The organism is Pedococcus sp. KACC 23699 (assembly GCF_045348425.1).
Lineage (GTDB): Bacteria > Actinomycetota > Actinomycetes > Actinomycetales > Dermatophilaceae > Pedococcus.
Genome location: NZ_CP157483.1, coordinates 788,369 through 808,529 on the forward strand (window position 1 = coordinate 788,369; position 20,161 = coordinate 808,529).

The 20,161-nt window shown below is 71.6% G+C and carries 20 protein-coding genes; 11 read left to right on the forward strand and 9 right to left on the reverse strand.

Features of this window, described 5'->3' with window-relative positions; all coding sequences use genetic code 11:
- Positions 1-157: 157 nt before the first annotated feature.
- From deoC to ABEG17_RS03650, 9 genes are all read left to right on the forward strand, one after another.
- Positions 158-1,159: a deoxyribose-phosphate aldolase gene (gene deoC, locus ABEG17_RS03610; RefSeq protein WP_406833126.1), complete on the forward strand. Its 1,002-nt coding sequence runs from the start codon at positions 158-160 to the stop codon at positions 1,157-1,159.
- Positions 1,160-1,186: 27 nt separating this feature from the next.
- Positions 1,187-2,635: an aldehyde dehydrogenase family protein gene (locus ABEG17_RS03615; RefSeq protein ID WP_406831918.1), complete on the forward strand. Its 1,449-nt coding sequence runs from the start codon at positions 1,187-1,189 to the stop codon at positions 2,633-2,635.
- An 8-nt stretch (positions 2,636-2,643) separates the two neighbouring features.
- Positions 2,644-3,558 carry an aldehyde dehydrogenase family protein gene (locus ABEG17_RS03620; protein WP_406831919.1) on the forward strand — a complete coding sequence of 305 codons (915 nt, stop codon included), beginning with the start codon at positions 2,644-2,646 and terminating at the stop codon, positions 3,556-3,558.
- 3 nt (positions 3,559-3,561) lie between these two features.
- Positions 3,562-4,188 (forward strand): uridine kinase, encoded by a 627-nt coding sequence (locus ABEG17_RS03625; RefSeq protein WP_406831920.1) that lies wholly within the window; start codon positions 3,562-3,564, stop codon positions 4,186-4,188.
- A gap of 94 nt (positions 4,189-4,282) precedes the next feature.
- A complete protein-coding gene (locus tag ABEG17_RS03630) occupies positions 4,283-5,494 on the forward strand; it encodes a glycerophosphoryl diester phosphodiesterase membrane domain-containing protein (RefSeq protein WP_406831921.1) in 1,212 nt (403 codons plus the stop codon).
- On the forward strand, positions 5,491-6,198 hold the full coding sequence (locus ABEG17_RS03635; RefSeq protein WP_406831922.1) for a DUF4129 domain-containing protein: 708 nt from the start codon (positions 5,491-5,493) through the stop codon (positions 6,196-6,198). The genes ABEG17_RS03630 and ABEG17_RS03635 overlap by 4 nt, the downstream gene beginning before the upstream one ends.
- Positions 6,195-7,373 (forward strand): DUF4350 domain-containing protein, encoded by a 1,179-nt coding sequence (locus ABEG17_RS03640; protein ID WP_406831923.1) that lies wholly within the window; start codon positions 6,195-6,197, stop codon positions 7,371-7,373. Before ABEG17_RS03635 ends, ABEG17_RS03640 begins: the two co-directional genes overlap by 4 nt.
- An 83-nt stretch (positions 7,374-7,456) precedes the next feature.
- The gene (locus tag ABEG17_RS03645; protein WP_406833127.1) at positions 7,457-8,383 is read left to right on the forward strand and encodes an AAA family ATPase; all 927 of its coding nucleotides are present in this window, start codon (positions 7,457-7,459) and stop codon (positions 8,381-8,383) included.
- A gap of 11 nt (positions 8,384-8,394) precedes the next feature.
- A complete protein-coding gene (locus tag ABEG17_RS03650; protein WP_406831924.1) occupies positions 8,395-9,687 on the forward strand; it encodes a DUF58 domain-containing protein in 1,293 nt (430 codons plus the stop codon).
- A 41-nt stretch (positions 9,688-9,728) separates the two neighbouring features.
- On the opposite strand, the gene ABEG17_RS03655 is transcribed toward ABEG17_RS03650, so the two are convergent.
- Positions 9,729-10,724: a stage II sporulation protein M gene (locus ABEG17_RS03655; RefSeq protein WP_406831925.1), complete on the reverse strand. Its 996-nt coding sequence runs from the start codon at positions 10,722-10,724 to the stop codon at positions 9,729-9,731.
- Between the two features lie 41 nt (positions 10,725-10,765).
- Here ABEG17_RS03655 and ABEG17_RS03660 point away from each other — a divergent pair, with 41 nt between their 5' ends.
- On the forward strand, positions 10,766-11,581 hold the full coding sequence (locus tag ABEG17_RS03660; RefSeq protein ID WP_406831926.1) for an RDD family protein: 816 nt from the start codon (positions 10,766-10,768) through the stop codon (positions 11,579-11,581).
- A 17-nt stretch (positions 11,582-11,598) separates the two neighbouring features.
- Here ABEG17_RS03660 and ABEG17_RS03665 read toward each other — a convergent pair whose 3' ends face one another.
- From ABEG17_RS03665 to ABEG17_RS03680, 4 genes are all read right to left on the reverse strand, one after another.
- Positions 11,599-12,777 carry an adenosine deaminase gene (locus tag ABEG17_RS03665; protein ID WP_406831927.1) on the reverse strand — a complete coding sequence of 393 codons (1,179 nt, stop codon included), beginning with the start codon at positions 12,775-12,777 and terminating at the stop codon, positions 11,599-11,601.
- Complete coding sequence (locus ABEG17_RS03670) at positions 12,774-13,136, reverse strand: cupin domain-containing protein (protein ID WP_406831928.1); 363 nt, start codon at positions 13,134-13,136, stop codon at positions 12,774-12,776. The genes ABEG17_RS03665 and ABEG17_RS03670 overlap by 4 nt, the downstream gene beginning before the upstream one ends.
- 9 nt (positions 13,137-13,145) lie before the next feature.
- Positions 13,146-14,435, reverse strand: coding sequence for a thymidine phosphorylase (locus tag ABEG17_RS03675; protein WP_406831929.1), 1,290 nt, complete (start codon positions 14,433-14,435; stop codon positions 13,146-13,148).
- Positions 14,436-14,557: 122 nt separating this feature from the next.
- A complete protein-coding gene (locus ABEG17_RS03680) occupies positions 14,558-15,181 on the reverse strand; it encodes a DUF559 domain-containing protein (RefSeq protein WP_406831930.1) in 624 nt (207 codons plus the stop codon).
- A 9-nt stretch (positions 15,182-15,190) separates the two neighbouring features.
- On the opposite strand from ABEG17_RS03680, the gene ABEG17_RS03685 reads away from it, so the two are divergent.
- Positions 15,191-15,361 (forward strand): hypothetical protein, encoded by a 171-nt coding sequence (locus ABEG17_RS03685; RefSeq protein ID WP_406831931.1) that lies wholly within the window; start codon positions 15,191-15,193, stop codon positions 15,359-15,361.
- Between the two features lie 287 nt (positions 15,362-15,648).
- On the opposite strand, the gene ABEG17_RS03690 is transcribed toward ABEG17_RS03685, so the two are convergent.
- Genes ABEG17_RS03690 through ABEG17_RS03705 form a run of 4 tightly spaced genes read right to left on the reverse strand, consistent with a single transcriptional unit; the run spans position 15,649 to position 20,104 of the window.
- Complete coding sequence (locus ABEG17_RS03690) at positions 15,649-16,059, reverse strand: cytidine deaminase (RefSeq protein ID WP_406831932.1); 411 nt, start codon at positions 16,057-16,059, stop codon at positions 15,649-15,651.
- Positions 16,060-17,328, reverse strand: coding sequence for an ABC transporter permease (locus tag ABEG17_RS03695; RefSeq protein WP_406831933.1), 1,269 nt, complete (start codon positions 17,326-17,328; stop codon positions 16,060-16,062).
- The gene (locus tag ABEG17_RS03700; RefSeq protein ID WP_406831934.1) at positions 17,325-18,443 is read right to left on the reverse strand and encodes an ABC transporter permease; all 1,119 of its coding nucleotides are present in this window, start codon (positions 18,441-18,443) and stop codon (positions 17,325-17,327) included. The genes ABEG17_RS03695 and ABEG17_RS03700 overlap by 4 nt, the downstream gene beginning before the upstream one ends.
- Positions 18,440-20,104 carry an ABC transporter ATP-binding protein gene (locus ABEG17_RS03705; RefSeq protein WP_406831935.1) on the reverse strand — a complete coding sequence of 555 codons (1,665 nt, stop codon included), beginning with the start codon at positions 20,102-20,104 and terminating at the stop codon, positions 18,440-18,442. Before ABEG17_RS03705 ends, ABEG17_RS03700 begins: the two co-directional genes overlap by 4 nt.
- Positions 20,105-20,161 lie beyond the last annotated feature (57 nt).

Here is a 20,161-nt window from a genome sequence, read left to right on the forward strand (position 1 = left end):
CGCGAAAACCCAAGCGCCACAACGGACTTCGACATAGCCGCGAGCCCCTCGAACCCCCGTGAACGCATGCACCACCCGCCCCATGAGCCACGCCAGATCCGGGCGAACCGACCGCCCTGTGGGACACCGATAGGATTGCTCGGTGAGTACCCCCACCATGTCCGCCCCCTCGGTCGACCCGACGAGCAGGGCGCGCGACCTCCTCGGCGTCTCCCGCCTCACGAACGCGGCCCTGACGAGCTGGCTGCACGGCCTCCCGGGGGTCGACCAGGTGGGCTGCGAGGGACGCGCAGCAAGCCTGGGCACCCGGTCAATCAAGACGACCTCCAAGGCGTGGGCCATCGACACGGCGATCTCGATGATCGACCTGACGACGCTCGAGGGCGCCGACACGGCCGGCAAGGTCCGCGGCCTGGCCGCCAAGGCCCTGCACCCCGACCCGACCGACCCGACCACGCCCAGCCCTGCTGCGGTGTGTGTCTACGGCGACATGGTCGCCACCGCCCGTCAGGCGCTGGGTGACGCGCCGGTCAACGTCGCTGCCGTCGCGACGGCGTTCCCCTCCGGTCGGGCGTCGATGCCGGTCAAGCTCGCCGACACCCGTGACGCGATCAGGGCCGGGGCCGACGAGATCGACATGGTCATCGACCGTGGGGCGTTCCTGTCCGGTGACTACCTGGGGGTGTTCCGCGAGATCGCCCAGGTGGCCGAGGCGTGCGAGCGCGAGGACGGCACCCGGGCCCGCCTCAAGGTCATCATGGAGACCGGTGAGCTCGTGACCTACGACAACGTCCGCCGCGCCTCGTGGCTGTCGATGCTTGCTGGTGGCGACTTCATCAAGACCTCGACCGGCAAGGTCTCGCCCGCGGCGACCCTGCCCGTCACCCTGGTCATGCTCGAGGCGGTCCGGGACTGGCGTGACCTGACCGGCGAGATGGTGGGTGTCAAGCCGGCCGGTGGCATCCGGACGAGCAAGGACGCCATCAAGTTCCTCGTCACCGTGAGCGAGATCGCGGGCGACGACTGGCTCGACCCGTTCTGGTTCCGGTTCGGCGCGTCCAGCCTGCTCAACGACCTGCTGCTGCAGCGTCAGCGGATGCGGATCGGTGCCTACTCGGGCCCCGACTACGTCACTGACGACTCCCCCAGCCTCTACTGACCCCTGCGAATTCGAGGATCCACAACCATGGCCAAGTTCGAGTACGCACCGGCCCCGGAGTCGCGGGCGGTCGTCGACCTCGCCCCCTCCTACGGGCTGTTCATCAACGGTGAGTTCACTGAGTCCCAGGGCGGTTCGGCGTTCAAGACCGTCAACCCGGCGACCGAGGAGGTCCTCTCCGAGGTCACCGACGCCAGCGCCGCCGACGTCGACCGTGCCGTCGTCGCCGCCCGCCGCGCTCACAACGGGGTATGGGGCCGGATGTCCGGTGCCGACCGCGGCAAGTACCTCTTCCGTATCGCGCGCATCCTGCAGGAGCGCGCCCGGGAGTTCGCGGTCCTGGAGACCCTCGACAACGGCAAGCCGATCAAGGAGAGCCGCGACGTCGACGTCCCGCTCGCGGCGGCGCACTTCTTCTACCACGCTGGCTGGGCCGACAAGCTGGAGTACGCCGGTCTGGGCACCAACCCCCGCGCCCACGGTGTCGTCGGTCAGGTCATCCCGTGGAACTTCCCGCTGTTGATGCTGGCGTGGAAGATCGCCCCGGCCCTGGCGACCGGCAACACCGTCGTCCTCAAGCCGGCCGAGACCACGCCGCTGACGGCGCTGCTGTTCGCCGACGTCGTGCAGCAGGCCGACCTGCCGCCGGGTGTCGTCAACATCGTCACCGGCGCCGGGGCCACCGGCCAGGCCATCGTCGACCACCCGGACATCGACAAGCTCGCGTTCACCGGCTCGACCGGGGTCGGCAAGATGATCGCCCGCTCGATCGCCGGCACCCGCAAGAAGGCCACCCTCGAGCTCGGTGGCAAGGCCGCCAACATCATCTTCGAGGACGCCGCCATCGACCAGGCTGTCGAGGGCATCGTCAACGGCATCTTCTTCAACCAGGGTCACGTCTGCTGCGCCGGTTCGCGCCTGCTGGTGCAGGAGAACATCGCCGAGGACGTCGAGCGCCGCCTCAAGCGGCGCCTGCAGACGCTGCGCGTCGGCGACCCGCTGGACAAGAACACCGACGTGGGTGCCATCAACTCCAAGGCCCAGCTGTCGCGCATCACCGAGCTGACCGCGGCCGGCGAGGCCGAGGGCGCGCAGCGCTGGGACAACGGCTGCGAGCTGCCCGCCAAGGGCTTCTGGTTCCGCCCCACCGTCTTCACCGGCGTCAGCCAGACGCACCGCATCGCCCAGGAGGAGATCTTCGGGCCGGTCCTGTCGGTGCTGACCTTCCGCACCCCGCAGGAGGCGGTCGCCAAGGCGAACAACACGCCATACGGGCTGTCGGCGGGTGTCTGGACCGAGAAGGGGTCGCGCATCCTGTGGATGGCCGACCAGCTGCGGGCCGGGGTCGTCTGGGCCAACACGTTCAACAAGTTCGACCCGACCAGCCCGTTCGGTGGCTACAAGGAGTCGGGTTACGGCCGCGAGGGCGGTCGCCACGGCCTGTCCGCCTACGTCACGACTGAAAGCAACGGGTGATCTCCGCGATGCCGACCAACCAGCGGACTGCCACCGACGCCCGCGTCGACGTGCGCAAGACCTACAAGCTCTACATCGGCGGGAAGTTCCCCCGGTCCGAGTCCGGCCGCTCCTACGAGGTCGTCGACGGACGCGGCCGCTTCCTCGCCAACGCCGCGCAGGGCTCGCGCAAGGACGCCCGTGACGCCGTCGTCGCCGCCCGCGCGGCCTTCCCCAAGTGGGCCGGGGCCACGGCATACAACCGCGGCCAGGTGCTCTACCGCGTGGCCGAGGTGATGGAGGGCCGTAAGGCCCAGTTCGTCGCGGAGGTGCGCGCCGGCGAGGGCCTGACCGAGCGTCGCGCAGAGGCCGTCGTCAACGCCGCGATCGACCGCTGGGTCTGGTACGCCGGGTGGACCGACAAGCTCGCCCAGGTCCTCGGCGGGCTCAACCCGGTCGCCGGCCCCTACTTCGACATCTCGGCGCCCGAGCCGACCGGCGTCGTGGGCGTCCTTGCGCCGCAACGCTCCTCGCTGCTCGGCCTGGTCTCTGTCGTCGCCCCGGTCATCGCGTCGGGCAACACCGCCGTCGTCCTGACCAGCGAGCTGCGACCGCTGCCGGCCATCACGCTCTGCGAGGCGCTGGCCACCTCCGACGTCCCCGGTGGCGTGGTCAACCTCATCACCGGTCGCACCGCCGAGGTCGCCCCCTGGATCGCCTCGCACCGCGACGTCAACGCCATCGACCTGGCCGGCGCGGCCGAGGCCGAGGGCATCGCCTGGGGCGACCTCGAGCTCGCCGCCGCCGAGAACCTCAAGCGCGTGGTCCGTCCCGCGGGCGAGGGCGCCGACGCGGTCGAGCCCGACTGGACCCCCACCCCCGACATGGCGCGGATGACGGCCTTTCTCGAGACCAAGACCGTCTGGCACCCCAAGGGCCGCTGACCCTTGACGCCAGGCCACCCCGGCGACCACACCTCCGCCCGGGTGGTCGTCCTCGCGGGCCCCAGCGGCGCGGGCAAGTCCCGCCTCGCCCAGCGTCTGCACGACGCGCACGGGTGGCCGATCGTCCGGCTCGACGACTTCTATCGCGACGAGGACGACCCGGCCATGCCCCGCAGCGCCGAGCTCGGCATCGTCGACTGGGACCACCCCGACTCCTGGAACCGGCCCGCCGCCGTGGACGCGCTCGGGACCCTGGTGGCCACGGGGTCGGTGCTCACCCCGGTCTACGACATCTCGACCAGTCGCGCCGTGGACTCGGCCACGGTGCACGCAGGACCGCACGACCTGGTGCTCGCCGAAGGGATCTTCGCCGCCGAGATCATCGGTGACCTGCGCGAGCGGGGACTGCTGGCGGGGGCGTACTGCGTGCACCACCGGCCCTTCGTGACGTTCGTCCGCCGGCTGGCCCGCGACCTGCGCGAGCGGCGCAAGCCGCCGTGGACCCTGGTCCGTCGCGGCCTGGCGCTGATGCGGGCGGAGCCGTCGGTGATCGCCCGCCAGGAAGGCCTCGGCGCGACCCCGGCCCGTGCCAAGGACCTCGAGCCGCTGCTGTCGGCCCTGGCCCGCTGACCACGGCCAAGTCCCCACGGCGCCACGCCCCACTTGGTAGGTTTCGGGGCACGCAGGGGTGGGACCTGCCGACCTTGGGGAGGGCACGGCCAGCATGAGTGACACCGAGGGACGGCCGGGACCCGAGACCCCTTCAGTCCACCCGTCGCCGTCGTGGTCGGCTCCCGGTCCGACCCCACCGACGCCGTCGTGGTCGGCTCCCGGTCCGATCCACCCGTCGCCGTCGTGGTCGGCTCCCGGTTCCCCTGCTGCGACGAGTCCGTCCCCCCAGTCCGGACCCGGCCGACCGGGCCAGCCCGCCCCCCAGGACGGACCCGGGCAACCGAGCCCCCAGCCCTACTGGACCACCGCCCTCACCGCCCACAAGCCGGGCATCATCGCCCTGCGACCCCTGGGCTTCGGCGACATCCTCGAGGGCGCGTTCGCGGCGATGCGGCGCAACCCCAGGACGTTCTTCGGGCTCGCCCTCCTCACGTCGCTGGCGGTCCTGCTCCTGCTGGCCGCCGTGGGAGCGCTCGGTTACCTCGTCGTCAGCCAGGTGGGGTCGTCAGGGGCGGCCGACGTGTTCCTGGCGATCGGCACGATCGGGGGGTTCACCCTCCTCTACGTCGCGAGCGCCGTCACCTCCGTGGCCCTCACCGGGATGCTCTCCTACCCCGTCGGCGAAGCCGTCCTGGGGCGCAAGCCCTCAATCGGCGAGACCTGGCGCAGGACGCGTGGCATGCTCCCGCGGCTCACCGGGCTGTGCCTCATCCTGTTCATCCCCGTCGTCATCGTCTTCGCCGGCCTCGTCGCGCTCGTCATCGTCGCCTTCGACCACGGCTCGAACGTCGCCGGGGCCGCCGGCATCGTCGCCCTGGTCGCCGCCCTCGTCGCGATGGCCTACGTCGGGGTCCGGTTGGCGCTGGCCACCCCGGCCCTGGTGCTCGAGGAGCTCGCGGTGGTGGCCGCGCTGCGTCGTTCGTGGGCCCTGACGCGGGGCAGGTTCTGGCGCACCCTCGGCGTGCTGTTCGTGTCGTCGCTGATCGTCGGTGTTGTGCAGCAGGTGCTCGGCTTCGGCTTCCAGATCGTCGGAGCCGCCCTGGGGGTCGCCTTCACCTCGACCGTCGGCGGCCAGGCCGGCGACGTCGGCTTCGCCGTCGTGCTCTTCGGCGTCACCGTCGTGGGCTCCCTGCTCGCGTCCCTGCTCGCACAGCCCTTCCTCGCCGCCGTCGGCGCCCTGCTCTACACCGACGCCCGCATCCGCAAGGAGGGCTTCGACCTCGCCCTGGTCCGGGCCGCGACCGGCGCACGGGTCACCGGGTGAGTCGTTCCACCGTGTCCTCCCACATCTTCGTGCTGCCCGCACGGCTCGAGCCGGGCAACGACGAGGCCCGGAGGTGGTTGCGCGACGAACTGGCCAAGCCGGCATACCGCGACACGCGCGACCCGCTGCAGCGGGCCATGGACGCCATCGGGAGGTGGCTGTCCGACCTCCTCAACGGGATGCACGGGCCGTCCAACCCGTTGCCCACGGCGGTCGCGGTGCTGGTCACCCTCGCCCTCGTCGCGCTCGTCGTCCACACGCTGCGCTTCGTCCGGCGCACGCGGCGCGGGCCCGGCGAGGGGGCGTCCGCCGTGCTCGGCGACGAGCGGCTCACCGCGGCGCAGTACCGCACCCGCGCGGAGCAGGCCCTGGACGACGGCCGGTATGCGGACTGCGTGCTCGATGCGCTGCGCGCAGTGGCCGCCGGCGCGGTCGAACGCACCCTGCTCGAGGACGTTCCCTCCCTGACGGCTCATGAGATCGCGACCCGGCTCGAGTCGCCCTTCCCCGGCCAGGCCCAGGACCTGCGGGCAGCGGCCAACCGCTTCGACGCCGTCGCCTACGGCGGACAGGAGGCGACGCGGTCGGACGCCGAGCGGCTGCTCGCCCTCGACCGCACGATCGCGACCGCCCGTCCGGTGCGCCCGCAGGTGACGGCCTCCCAGAAGGACCCCGAGACGGACTCCGTGGGGGTCCCGTCGTGACGCTGCACGTCTGGGACCGCGCCGACGCGGCGACCGGGCGGTCCACCCGCCGACGCGTCCTGTGGGCCACGGTCCTCGTCGTCGTCGTCGCCCTCGTCGTCAGCGCCGTCGTCCTGGGGATCCGGCGCAACGCCCACCAGGGACAGGCGCTCGACCCGCAGAACCCCGGTCGTGAGGGGGCACAGGCACTCGCCTCCGTCCTGCGCGACCGCGGGGTGCAGGTGGACGTCGTCCGCAGCCAGGGCGACCTGGTCGACACCCCCGTCGGCGCCGGCACGACCGTGGTCGTCACCGGCACCGGCGAGCTCTCCAACGAGACCGCCGCAGCGATGCTCGAGCACGTCTCCGGTGCCGGCCGGCTGGTGCTCGTCGAGCCGGACCGCTTCCTCCTCACGGCCCTCAGGCTCCCGGTGGACGCCGCCGGGCCGACGACCGTGCCCGACACCGTCACCGCCTCGTGCACCCTCGACGGGCTGTCGCCGGGCGACCGGGTCGTGGGCGGTCCGCAGACCTACGTCACGACCGGACCCGGCGCCACCGGCTGCTTCCCGCACGACCAGTCCTTCGAGCTCGTGGCGGTCCCCGCCAGCGGCGGCCGCCCTGAGGTCCTGGTGCTCGCCGACGGGGCCCTGCTCGCCAACAGCGAGATCACCGCGCAGGACCACGCCGGGGTCGCCCTGCGGATGCTCGGCCACGGCAACCGGCTGGTCTGGTACCTCCCCACGGCGCTCGACATCGGCGTCGAGGACACCACCGCGACCTCGGAGGTCCCCCGCGCCCTCGGCCCCCTGGTCTTCCTCGCGGCGTTCGGCCTGCTGGCCCTGATGCTGTGGCAGGGCCGCCGGTTCGGGCCCCTCGTCACCGAGCCACTCCCGGCGGTCGTCAAGGCGATCGAGACGACCCAGAGCCGCGGCCGGCTCTACCGCAAGGCCCGTGACACCGGCCGGGCCGGCGCCGTGCTGCGCGCCCGCACGGCCAAGCGGCTCGCTGCATACCTCGGGCTGCCCACCGGGGCGGCCCCCGTGGCCATCGCGCAGGCGGCAGCCGCAGCGGCGCAGCGCGACCCGCAGGGCGTCGTCGCCCTGTTCACCGCACCACCACCGACCACCGAGGCGGCCCTGGTCGCCCTCGCCAACGCCCTGACCGACCTCGAGAAGGAAGTGCGCCGCGCATGACCCAGCAGCCCCAAGCCCCCGAGCAGACCCAGCCGCCGTCCGTGGTGCCTGACCGCAGCGACGACCGGGCGCGCGAGTCCCTCATGGCCGTTCGTGCGGAGGTCGGCAAGGCCGTGGTCGGCCAGGACGCAGCCGTGGCCGGCATCCTCATCGCCCTCCTGTGCCGGGGACACATCCTCCTGGAGGGCGTACCCGGTGTGGCCAAGACCCTGCTCGTGCGCAGCGTCGCCGCGGCGCTGGACGTGCAGACCAAGCGGGTGCAGTTCACCCCGGACCTCATGCCCGGAGACGTCACCGGCTCGCTGGTCTACGACAGCTCGACGTCGGAGTTCTCCTTCCGTGAGGGACCGGTGTTCACCAACCTGCTCCTCGCGGACGAGATCAACCGCACGCCTCCGAAGACCCAGGCCTCGCTGCTCGAGGCCATGGAGGAGCGCCAGGTCTCCGTCGACGGGACCTCCCGACAGCTCCCCCGGCCGTTCCTGGTCGCCGCGACGCAGAACCCCGTCGAGTACGAGGGCACCTACCCGTTGCCGGAGGCCCAGCTCGACCGCTTCCTCCTCAAGGCCACCATGCCGCTGCCACCCCGCGAGGACGAGATCGCCGTCGTCACGCGGCACGCCGCCGGGTTCGACCCGCGCGACCTCGCCGCCGCGGGCCTGCGCGCCGTCGCGAGCGCCGCCGACATCGAGGCCGGCGCCGAGCAGGTCCGGCACGTCCAGATCTCGCCGGAGGTCACGGCATACATCGTCGACATCGCCCGCGCGACGCGGAGCTCGCCCTCCCTCGCGCTCGGCGTGAGCCCTCGTGGCGCGACGGCGCTGCTGGCCACGAGCCGCGCGTGGGCCTGGCTGAACGGGCGCTCGTTCGTCACGCCCGACGACGTGAAGTCGCTGGCCCAGGCGACGCTGGCGCACCGGTTGTCGCTGCGCCCCGAGGCCGAGCTGGAGGGTGTGGCCGTCTCGTCGGTGCTCGACGCCGCCATCGGCTCCGTCCCGGTCCCCCGCTGAGGTCGAGCCCCGTGATCGTCAGTGGCCGCCTGTTCGGGCTCGTGCTCGCCGGAGCCCTGCCCGTGCTCGTGCGACCCCAGACGAGCACTGTGTGGCTCTGGATGGGCGTCGTGCTCCTCCTCGTCGTCGTCGACCTCCTCCTCACGGGGTCGCCGACCGCCCTCGAGCTGCGCCGGGACCCCATCAGCCAGGTCCGGCTCGGTGACGCCACCACCACGACCCTGCTCGTCGGCAACCCGGGCTCGCGCACGTTCCGCGGTCGGGTCCGCGACGCGTGGCAGCCCTCGGCGGGCGCGGGGACGAACCGCCACGCCATCACCCTGCCGGCGGGAGAGCGCCGCGCCGTGACCACCACCCTGCGCCCGACCCGCCGTGGTGACCGGTTGGCGGACCGCGTGACGATCCGCCGGCTCGGGCCGCTCGGTCTCGCCGGCCGCCAGAAGTCGGTCCCCGTCCCCGGTCACGTCCGCGCCCTGCCGCCGTTCGCCTCCCGCAAGCACCTGCCTTCACGGCTGGCCCGCCTGCGCCAGCTCGACGGGCGGTCGGCCGTCCGGGTCCGGGGTCAGGGCACGGAGTTCGACTCGCTGCGCGACTACGTCGAGGGCGACGACGTGCGCAGCATCGACTGGCGGGCCACGGCCCGACGCCGGTCCACGGTCGTGCGCACCTGGCAGCCCGAGAAGGACCGGCACGTCATCCTCGTGCTGGACACCTCACGGACCTCGGCCGGACGCGTCGGCGACGTGCCGCGGCTCGACGCGGCGATGGATGCTGCGCTCCTGCTCGCGGCGCTGGCCTCCCGCGCCGGCGACCGCGTCGACCTCGTCGCTGGTGACCGCCGGGTGCACCGCAGGGTCATCGGTTCAAGCCGCACCACCCTGCTGGCGGACCTGGTCACGGCCATGGCCCCGCTCGAGCCCGCCCTGCTCGAGGCCGACTGGACCCTGCTGGCGGCCGAGGTCGCGCGGGTCAGCCGTCAGCGCGGCCTCGTCGTCCTGCTCACCGCGTTGGAGCCGTCGGCCATCGAGGAGTCCCTGCTGGCGCCGCTGGCCGTCCTCGCCGCCAAGCACCGGGTCGTCCTCGCCTCCGTCGCCGACCCCGCGCTCAGCGCGATGCTCGACCGCACCGGGGACTCCACCGAGGTCTACGACTCGGCCGCGGCAGCCCGGACGGTGGCGCTGCGCGAACGCACCGCGGCCGCCCTGGCCCAGCTCGGTGTCGACGTGGTCGACGCCGACCCCGAGCAGCTGCCCGTCGCCCTGGCCGACCACTACCTCATGCTCAAGTCGCGCGGACTGCTCTGACTGGGGCGCGGGGTGGGCTGCCCCGCGCCATACGCCGCCGGTCAGCCGACGACGGGCGCGGTGAAGCCGCGGTCGGCCTCGGCCAGGTCGCCGGTCTCCCCGCGGTGGTGCGCCCACCTGCCCACGGTGAACACGTAGGCGAAGAACGCGACCTCGACGACGACGCCGATGCCGACCCGCGCCCAGGTGGGAAGGCCGGAGGGCGTCACGAACGCCTCGATCAGGCCGGTGACGAGCAGCAGCACGACGAGCCCCAGAGCCACCCCGAGGGCTGCCCGCCCCTCCTCGGCGAGCCCCTGGACCCGGGTCCGTGGTCCGGGAGACACCCACGTCCAGAACAGCCGGAGCCCCACCCCTGCGGCCACGAAGAGGCACGTGAGCTCGAGAAGTCCGTGCGGCAGGATCAGGCCGAAGAAGAGCCCCGCGCGGTCGTGGCGCACCATGATCGAGCCGATGACGGCGAGGTTGAGCACGTTCATGACGAGCATGTAGACCACCGGCAGGCAGAACACCCCGAGGGCGATGCACAGCGCCGACAGCCAGAAGTTGTTGGTCCACACCCGCAACGCGAACGACGTCGCGGCGAACTCGCTGTAGTACGAAGCGAAGTCGTTGGTGACCAGCTGCCGGATCTGCTCCGGGGAGGCCATCGACGACTCGATGCGCGGGTGGTCGAGCAGCCACCAGCCGATGACGACGGCCATCACCACGTTGACGACGAGCGTGGTGATCCACCACCAGCGCAGCCGGTAGAGCGCTGCCGGGAACGACACCGCGAAGAAGCGCCCCACGTCCGCCCACGAGGCGGTGCGCGTCCCGGCCGAGCGGGAGCGGGCCCGGGCCAGCAACATCGAGAGGTAGCCGACCAGCGAGGCGTCGGGAGCCGTCGACCGGATCACCGAGAGATGCGTCGCCACCCGCTGGTACCGGTCCAGGATCTCATCGGCCTCGGCGCCGTCGAGGCGTCGCTGCCGCGTCAGCTCGTCGAGCCGCTCCCAGTCCCCCCGGTGGGCTGCCACGAAGGCGTCCAGGTCCACATCGGCCACCCTAGCGCCGGGCCGCGGCTAGGGTGGCCGACATGAGCAGCAGCACCGTGGGGGTCGGTGCCGACGACCTCGTCACCGGTGAGGCCGTCGCCCTCGACCTCCCCCACGCCGCCATCGGACTGCGTCTCGCCTCCGGGGTCATCGACCTCGTCGTCGGCTACGTCCTGCTGTACGGCCTGCAGTTCGCCGCGGCCTGGCTCGTCGGCGGCGCCGACGACGCCCTCCAGGCAGCAGTGACCACCGCCGCGGTCATCGTGGCCCTCGTCGCGGTGCCCACGACGATGGAGACGCTCACCCGCGGAAAGACGTTGGGGCACCTCGCGGTCGGCCTGCGCACCGTGCGCGACGACGCCGGCCCCATCGCCTTCCGCCAGGCCCTGACACGCGCCCTGCTCGGCGTCCTGGAGATCTACACCTGCGCCGGCGTTCCCGCCCTCATCTGCGCCGCGATCTCCCAGCGTGGAAAACGGCTGGGCGACCTCCTCGCGGGCACCTACGTCGTCCGTGACCGCCACAAGATCTCCCTGCCCCCACCGGCGCAGATGCCGCCGCAGCTGGCGACCTGGGCCCGCACCTCCGACCTCGCGCCGCTGCCCGACCAGCTCGCCGTGGCGTTGCGCCAGTTCGTCGCTCGCGCGGCAACCTTCACCCCCGAGGTGCGCGCACAGCTCGGTCAGCGGCTGCTGGAGGAGACGCGCCCGTATGTCGCTCCGGCGCCTCCCGAAGGCACCCACCCGGAGTACGTCCTCATGGCGGTCCTCGCCGAACGGCGCACGCGGGACGCTGCCCGCCTCGAGCGGGAGAGCTCACTCCGGGCGCGCATCCTGCCGCCCGACCCCGGGCTCTGACGGAGAATCCCTGCGGGTCAGACGCCGAGGGCGTCGTACCCCGGCTTGACGACGTCCTCGATGATGGCCAGTCGCTCGTCGAAGGGCAGGAACGCCGACTTCATCGCGTTGATGGTCACCCACCGCAGGTCGTCGACCGACCAGCCGGCCTCGTCGACGAGCAGCCGCATCTCACGAGACATCGACGTACCGCTCATGAGGCGGTTGTCGGTGTTGACCGTGACCCGGAAGCGCAGTCGCTTGAGCAGCGTGATCGGGTGCAGCGCAATGGATTCCGCTGCGCCGGTCTGGATGTTGCTGCTCGGGCACATCTCCAAGGGGATGCGGGTGTCACGGACGTAGGCCGCGAGCAGCCCGAGGTAGATGTCGTCGCGATCTGCATCCAGCGCCTTGGCCGGGTCGGCGGCGAACGGCTTGTCGTTGATGAGGATGTCGTCGACGATCCGCACCCCGTGGCCGAGCCGGTCGGCGCCGCACCACTGGATCGCCTCCCAGATGCTGGGCAGCCCGAACGCCTCGCCGGCGTGGATCGTGAAGTGCGCGTTCTCCCGGCGCAGGTACTCGAACGCGTCGAGGTGCCGGGTGGGCGGGAACCCGGCCTCGGCTCCGGCGATGTCGAAACCAGCCACGCCCCGATCCCGGTAGCGCACCGCGAGCTCGGCGATCTCGGTGCTCTTGGCGGCGTGCCGCATGGCGGTGAGCAGGGCGGTCACCCGGATCGGGGTGCCCGCGGCGGCAGCCTCCTTCTCGCCCTCGCGGAACCCGTCGTTGACGGCCTCGACGACGTCTTCGAGCGCCAGGCCCGCCGACAGGTGCTGCTCCGGGGCGTAACGGCTCTCGGCGTAGACGACCCCGTCGGCCGCGAGGTCGAGCACGCACTCCTTGGCGACCCGACGCAGGCCGTCGGCCGTCTGCATGACGGCCAGGGTGTGGTCGAAGGTCTCGAGGTAGCGCACCAGCGAACCGGAGTCCGCGCTCTCCCGGAACCACGTGCCGAGGCTCTCGGCGTCCCTCGCCGGCAACGCGTCATACCCGACCTCGTCGGCGATCTCGACAATGGTCTGCGGGCGCAGGCCACCATCGAGGTGGTCGTGCAGGAGCGCCTTGGGTGCACGCTGCACGAGGTCCTCGACCGAGCCCGGCTCGGGCGTCCCCGAGGTGGTGTCGTCGCTCTTGTCCTTGCGCCCGAAGATCATTCGCCGTCCTCCTCGCGACCGACGGTCTCCGGCGAGAACGCCGGGAGGCACACGGCGACGTACTCGGCGCCGTCCTCGCCGGTGGAGTAGCGGATCCGCTCCCCCGCCTTGGTGATGACGCTCTGGCCAGCCTCGACGCGCAGCTGGCCGCCGTCGTGGTCGAGGAGCACCGTGCCCGCGAGGACCAGGGTGATCTCGTCGAACTGCGGGGTCTGGAACGGCTCGCTCCAGCCGGCCGGGGCCTTCATGTGGGCCACGGAGACGGCGTCGGTGCCGGTGGTGACGCGACCGACGTGCTCGTCGATGACCTTGCCGCCGGGGACGGGGATGGTGGTGGGGGTGGTGATGAGCTGGGGCACGGTGGGGTCCTAGGAGATCTTCTCGATGACGAGCGGGAGCAGGTCGGGGCGGCTGCCCTCGGGGGCGATGGTGAACGCCCCGTCGAGGGACTCGAGCGCACGGTCGAAACGCTCGGGGGTGTCGGTATGGAGCGTGAGCAGCTTCTCGCCGGCGCGGACGGTGGCGCCCGGCTTGGCGTGCATCTCGACGCCGGCGCCGGCCTGCACCGGGTCCTCCTTGCGGGCGCGGCCCGCGCCGAGGCGCCAGGCGGCGACGCCCACCTTGAGGGCGTCGAGCTCGGTGAGGACACCGTCGGCGGGCACGAGGACCGCGTGGGTCTCCTTGGCGACCGGGAGCGTGGCGTCCGGGTCGCCCCCCTGCGCGCGGATCATGGCCTTCCAGGCGTCCATCGCCCGACCGTCCTTCAGCGCGTCGGCAGGGTCGACGTCGCCGCGGCCGGCCGCGGCGAGCATCTCGCGGGCCAGCGCCAGGGTGAGCTCGACGACGTCCTCGGGGCCGCCACCGGCGAGCACCTCCACCGACTCGCGGACCTCGAGGGCGTTGCCGGCGGTGAGGCCGAGCGGCACCTGCATGTTGGTGAGCATCGCGACGGTCTTGACGCCTGCGTCGGTGCCGAGGTCGACCATCGTGCGAGCCAGCTCGCGGGCGTCCTCGACGGTCTTCATGAACGCACCGCTGCCGACCTTGACGTCCAGGACCAGCGCACCCGTGCCCTCGGCGATCTTCTTGCTCATGATCGAGGAGGCGATGAGCGGGATCGCCTCGACGGTACCGGTGACGTCGCGCAGGGCGTAGAGCTTCTTGTCGGCGGGAGCGAGCCCGTCACCCGCGGCGCAGATGACCGCGCCGACGTCCTCGAGCTGACGCATCATCTGCTCGTTGGACATGGCTGCCTGCCAGCCCGGGATCGCCTCGAGCTTGTCGAGCGTGCCGCCGGTGTGGCCCAGGCCGCGGCCGGAGAGCTGCGGCACCGCGACGCCGCAGGCAGCCACGAGCGGAGCCAGGGGCAGGGTGATCTTGTCGCCGACGCCGCCGGTCGAGTGCTTGTCGGCGGTGGGGCGCGACAGGGACGAGAAGTTCATCCGCTCGCCGCTGTTGATCATCGCGTTCGTCCATCGCGAGATCTCACGACGGTTCATGCCGTTGAGCAGGATCGCCATGGCCAGGCTCGACATCTGCTCGTCGGCGACCGCGCCCCGGGTGTAGGCGTCGATCACCCAGTCGATCTGGCCGTCCGACAGCTCGCTGCGGCCCCGCTTGGTGATGATGACGTCGACGGCATCGAAGCTCTCGCTCATGGGGTCATCGTGTCAGATCCCGAGCGCGCGCCGACACGGGGCGAACCTCGCCGCTTGATGCACGAATGGTCCCGCCTGCACCGGCGCCGGGGCGATACGTGCACGATCCGACTCGGATCGACTCACCCCCTCCCCGGGAAGTACCTTCGCCACTCCTCGGAGCTGACCCGAGCCCGCATACCGCGGACGCGCATGGCTGCGACCACCCGTTCCAGCGTTCGTTCCGGCTGACGGTAGATGCCGTCGGCCAGCACGACGACCAGCCGCCATCCGTCCTGGTCGAGCTCCGCACGACGCTCCACGTCGCGCTGCCACTGCTTGGTACTCTCCGCGTGCTGGCGGCCGTCGTACTCGATGGCGAGCCGGTGCTCGGGGTACGACAGGTCGAAACGCCTGGCCCACCGACCGTCCTCGGCGTACTCGACGTGGTTGACGACCGGCTCCGGCAACCCGGCCAGCACGATCAGCATCCGAAGCCTTGACTCCATCGGCGAGTCCACGCCGACCCGCACCAGTCCCGCCGCCCGGCGTGCGATCGCACGGTGCCGTGCCGTGCCGCGTTGTTCTGCTGCCGCCACGAGCTCCTCCGGGGAGATCCGTCCCCGTCCGACGAGCGAGTCCCCGAGGACCACGAGGTCGAGGAGGGACAGTTCGCCTGCCAGGTCGAGGAACGTGTCCTGCGCCGTCGTGACCGGTATGCCGTCCAGGAGGGCGTGTCCCCGGCGGTCCGACCGCACGCGAGCCACGACGTCCGGGTGCCTGAGCTGACCGTGGGACAGGCAGAGGTGGATGCGGTGGTCCGGTGGCACCACACCGCCGAGCAGACCGCCGCCGTGGCCCGTGCAGCGACGGTGCCGGCGGGGGCCAAACGCAGCGCGGCCAACGTCCGCACGCGCACGTCGACCGCGATCCCGGCCCTGACGTAGACACCGTGCAGGACCCGTTGCACGCGGGGTCCACGCAGCGCCTTGTCGGTCAGGCCGGCCGCGCGCGCCTCGGTGCGGGTGAAGACGAACGGCAGACCCTCCATACCCACAGGGTCGCGGACCGGCGCCCGGCTCGTCCGAGGTTGTCCACAGGGGCCATCGGCGCCCGGTCGTGCGCGAATCGCCCCTCTCCACGGGGGCGAGGGGCGATTCGTGCAGGAACCGGCCCACTCGGCCCCGCGCTCCGGCCAGCGCGGCCCGGCGTCGAGCGCGGGTCGAGTCCGGAGTCAGGCGGGTGGGGCGGCGATGGACAGGTTGTCGGGACCGAACGCCTGCGGCAGGACCTCGCTCATCGGCAGCACACCCTCGGGGGTGAGCAGCAGGCAGGTCGGGCCACCGTGCTCCCACAGCAGCTGGCGGCAGCGTCCGCACGGCATGAGCGGCTCACCGTCGCGGCCGACGCACGAGACCGCGACGAGGCGTCCCCCACCGGTCGCGACCAGGTGCGAGACCAGCCCGCACTCGGCGCACAGGGCCACGCCGTACGCCGCGTTCTCGACGTTGCACCCCCAGACGGTGCGACCGTCGTCCACGATCGCCGCGACACCCACGGGGAACCGTGAGTATGGCGCATACGCCTTGCCCATGATCTCGACCGCCTTGCCGCGCAAGGCGTCCCAGTCGACCTCGGAGCCCACCTACTGCCCCTCGCCCTTGCGGTAGATCTGTCCGTCGGCTGCCGGCATGCGCAACCGTTGGGAGGCGAACGCGAGCACGAGCAGCGTGGTGACGTAGGGCGTGGTTCCGGTGAGCTCGGCGGGGACGGCGTCGGAGGCGAGGTACCACCAGCCGACGAGGACACCGACGACGATCGCGATGGACCCCTGGACGATGCGCTGGTTGCGCACGATCTGCCAGATCCCGACCGCGAGGAGCACCACGGCGAACAGCAGCAGGAAGGCGTGCACCGTCGCACCACCGCGCAGCTGGACCGCGTCTGTGTAGCCGAACAGGGCCGCGCCGGCGAGCAGGCCGCCGGGGCGCCAGTTGCCGAAGATCATGGCCGCGAGGCCGATGTAGCCTCGTCCACCGGTCTGGCCGTCGCGGTAGATGCTGGCCGCGACGAGGGCGAGGAACCCGCCACCGAGGCCGGCGAGGCCACCGGAGACGAGCACGGCGAGGAACTTGTAGCGCAGCACGTCGACGCCCAGGGTCTCCGCGGCGACGGGCGACTCGCCCACCGAGCGCAGACGCAGCCCGAATGCGGAGTGCCACAGGATCCACGCGGTCGCCACGAACAGCAGGATCGCGATGATCGTCAGGACCGACATGTTGGTGCACAGCGCCCGCAGCACCGCGGCGAGGTCGCTGACGAAGAACCAGTGCTTCTGCTCCAGGTCGCCGAGCCCCGACGAGATGCCCGGGACGGTGAACGACGGCAGCTCCCCGATCTGGGGCGACTGGGTGGGTCCGCCACCGGGCAGGCCGGTGAAGAAGCGGGCCGCGAGGTACTTCGCCACACCGAGGCCGATGATGTTGATGGCCACACCGGAGACGATGTGGTCGACGCCGAACGTCACCGTGGCGATCGCGTGGATGAGGCCGCCGACCATGCCCATGAGGATCGCGCCGAGAACTCCGGCCCAGGGCCCCATGTGGTAGCCGAAGAAGCCGGCGCCCCACGTGCCGAGGATCATCATGCCCTCGAGGCCGATGTTCACCACGCCCGCGCGCTCGGACCACAGACCACCCAGGCCGGCGAGGCCGATGGGGACCGCGAGGCCGATGGCGGCAGCCAAGGCGCCCGACGACGCGATGTCGTTGGCGCCGGTGACGACGCGCAGGATGGAGACGACGAACAGGGCGCCGATCGCGATGATCATCCACTCCCTGACGCCGTAGCGGCGCTTGCCCCTGGGGCGGCCGGTCACGGTCGTCGTGCCGACCTCGAGTCCGGCGGCGCTCATGCCGGGGCTCCTTCCTTGGACGCGGACGCCGACCGCTGGGCGGCCAGCTCCCGGGCGACACGGCTCTGTTCGATGCGTTTGTCGGCGCGGCGGATCAGCTCGTAGGCGATGACGACGGCGAACAGGATGACACCCTGGATGATGTTGACGAGCTCTTGGGCCACGTTGGCCTGGATCTGCAGCGCGTTGGACTGGACGTCGAGGAACGCCCACAGCAGTGCGGCGAACGCGATGCCGATCGCGTTGTTGCGGCCGAGCAGCGCGATGGCGATGCCGGCGAAGCCCAGTCCCGCCTGGAACGTCGTGCCGTAGGCGTGATCCTGCCCGAACAGCAGCGGCATGCCCACCAGGCCGGCGAGCGCACCCGAGGCGATCATGGCGGTCAGCACCATCCGCGGGACCTTCACACCGCTGGCCACCGCTGCGCTCTCGGAGCGACCGGTCGCGCGCAGGTCGAACCCGAAGCGCGTCTTGCCGAGCACGAACCAGTAGAGGAACCCGACGAGCACCGCGAGGATGATCAGTGTGTAGACGGTGTTGGTCGCGCCCGGGACGAGCTTGAACCCCTGCAGCTGCGAGGACTCGGGGATCGTCTTGGTCGAGATGCTGTTGCTGCCCGCCTGCCGGTCGGAGACCTTGAGGAGCAGCCAGCTCACGATGCCGGTCGCGATGGCGTTGAGCATGATCGTGGAGATCACCTCGGAGACCCCGCGCTTGACCTTGAGGTATGCCGCGATGCTCGCCCAGAGCCCGCCGGCCACCATCGCGACGATGATGCTCGCGATGACGTTGAGCCAGCCCGGCAGCCAGGCCTGACCGGCGAAGACGGCGGCCGCGAAGACCGCCACGCGGTACTGACCGTCGACGCCGATGTTGAACAGGTTCATCCGGAAGCCGACCGCGACGGCGATGGCCGACAGGTAGAAGACGGTGGCCGCGTTGATGATGTTCACGGTCTGGCGGGGCTTGGGGACCGCGAGGATGGTCTTCCACACGTCCCAGACGGGGTCACCGACCGCCACGAGCACGAGCGAGGTGACGACGAAGGCCACGACGAGCGCGAGGACGGGTGCTGCGATGCCGAGCACGAGCCGCCGCGGGTTGATGGCCTTCATCGGGTCTGCTCCTTGTCACCGGCGCCGGTCATGGCGGCACCGAGGTCTTCGGCCGTCACCTCGTCCGGGTCGAACTCGCCGGACAGCTTGCCGCGCAGGATCACGCGGATGCTGTCGGAGAGGCCGATCAGCTCTTCGAGGTCTGCGGAGATCAGGAGCACCGCCAGGCCTTCGCGCCGGGCCTCCCGGATGTGGTCCCAGATGCTCGACTGGGCTCCCACGTCGACACCGCGGGTGGGGTGGGCGGCGATGAGCACCTTGGGGTGGTGGCTCATCTCGCGGCCGATGATGAGCTTCTGCTGGTTGCCACCGGACAACGAGCCGGCGGTGACGAAGATCGAGGGGGTCCGCACGTCGTAGTCACGGACGATGCGCTCGGTGTCGGCCTTGGCCCCCGCAGCGTTGATGAGCTGGCCCTTGACGTTGGGCGCCTCGGTCTGGTGCCCGAGGATGCGGTTCTCCCACAACGGCGCCTCGAGGAGCAGTGCGTGTCGTTGGCGGTCCTCGGGGATGAAGCCCACCCCCGCCTCCCGGATCTCGCGGGTGCCCCAGGCGGAGATGTCCGTGGTCTCGAGGTGGACGGTGCCCGAGGTGGGCTCACGCATCCCCATGATGACCTCGACGAGCTCGGCCTGGCCGTTGCCCTCGACCCCGGCGATGCCGAGGACCTCGCCGGCGTGGATGGTCAGGGAGATGCCGTCGAGCACCGGTCGGCCGGAGCCGCCGTCCAGGACGAGGCCGTCGACGGACAGGAGGACGCGGTCGGTGACGGTCGACTCCTCGGTCGTGGGCGAGGGCAGCTCGGAGCCGACCATGAGCTCGGCGAGCTGGCGGGCGTTGACCGAGGCCGGGTCCACGGTGTCGATGGTCGTGCCGCGGCGGATCACGGTGATCGAGTCGGCGACCTTGAGCACCTCGTCGAGCTTGTGGGAGATGAACAGGACGGTGAGGCCCTGGTCCTTCAGCTGGCCGAGCTGGGCGAAGAGCTCGTCGACCTCCTGGGGGACGAGGACGGCGGTCGGCTCGTCGAGGATCAGCGTCTTGGCGCCGCGGTAGAGCACCTTGAGGATCTCGATGCGCTGGCGAGCACCGACACCGAGGTCGTCGACGAGCACGTCCGGGTCGACGTCGAGCTTGTACGCGTCGGAGATCCGCTGGATCTCGCGCCGGGCCTTGTCACCGATGCCGTGGAGCTTCTCCGCGCCCAGGACGACGTTCTCCAGGACGGTGAGGTTGTCGGCGAGCATGAAGTGCTGGAAGACCATCCCGATGCCGGCGGCGATCGCGTCCGCGGGTGAGTGCAGGTTGACCAGCTCCCCGCCCACCTTGATGGTGCCCTCGTCCGGGCGCTGCACGCCGTACAGGATCTTCATGAGGGTGGACTTGCCGGCGCCGTTCTCGCCCACGATCGCGTGGACCGTCCCTCGGCGGACGGAGAAGGTCACGTCCTTGTTGGCGACGACACCGGGGAAGCGCTTGGTGATGCCCTCGAGCTCGACGGCTGGAGCACCTGGGTGAGCGGTGGTCTGCGTCAGGGGTGGGGAGGCAGTGATGGCGACACTCCTGGTCCGGGCCCGCAGCGGTGCAGGCGATGGTGGCGCATGTTCTGGGTCGCCCGGGTCGCGGGCGGGGGTCTGGTCGAGGGTGTGCCGCACGCACACGGCCCGGGTCAGACGCTACCGCGCCGCCCGGGCCGTGTGGACCACCACAGGGTCGAT

Excerpts from the sequence above, each read along its gene's own strand:
- ABEG17_RS03615 (WP_406831918.1), top strand. The coding sequence starts at position 1,187 with ATGGCCAAGTTCGAGTACGCACCGGCCCCGGAGTCGCGGGCGGTCGTC.
- ABEG17_RS03630 (WP_406831921.1), top strand. The coding sequence starts at position 4,283 with ATGAGTGACACCGAGGGACGGCCGGGACCCGAGACCCCTTCAGTCCAC.
- ABEG17_RS03660 (WP_406831926.1), top strand. The coding sequence starts at position 10,766 with ATGAGCAGCAGCACCGTGGGGGTCGGTGCCGACGACCTCGTCACCGGT.
- ABEG17_RS03675 (WP_406831929.1), bottom strand. The coding sequence starts at position 14,435 with ATGAGCGAGAGCTTCGATGCCGTCGACGTCATCATCACCAAGCGGGGC.
- ABEG17_RS03645 (WP_406833127.1), top strand. The coding sequence starts at position 7,457 with ATGGCCGTTCGTGCGGAGGTCGGCAAGGCCGTGGTCGGCCAGGACGCA.
- ABEG17_RS03700 (WP_406831934.1), bottom strand. The coding sequence starts at position 18,443 with ATGAAGGCCATCAACCCGCGGCGGCTCGTGCTCGGCATCGCAGCACCC.
- ABEG17_RS03620 (WP_406831919.1), top strand. The coding sequence starts at position 2,644 with ATGCCGACCAACCAGCGGACTGCCACCGACGCCCGCGTCGACGTGCGC.
- deoC (WP_406833126.1), top strand. The coding sequence starts at position 158 with ATGTCCGCCCCCTCGGTCGACCCGACGAGCAGGGCGCGCGACCTCCTC.
- ABEG17_RS03695 (WP_406831933.1), bottom strand. The coding sequence starts at position 17,328 with ATGAGCGCCGCCGGACTCGAGGTCGGCACGACGACCGTGACCGGCCGC.
- ABEG17_RS03665 (WP_406831927.1), bottom strand. The coding sequence starts at position 12,777 with ATGATCTTCGGGCGCAAGGACAAGAGCGACGACACCACCTCGGGGACG.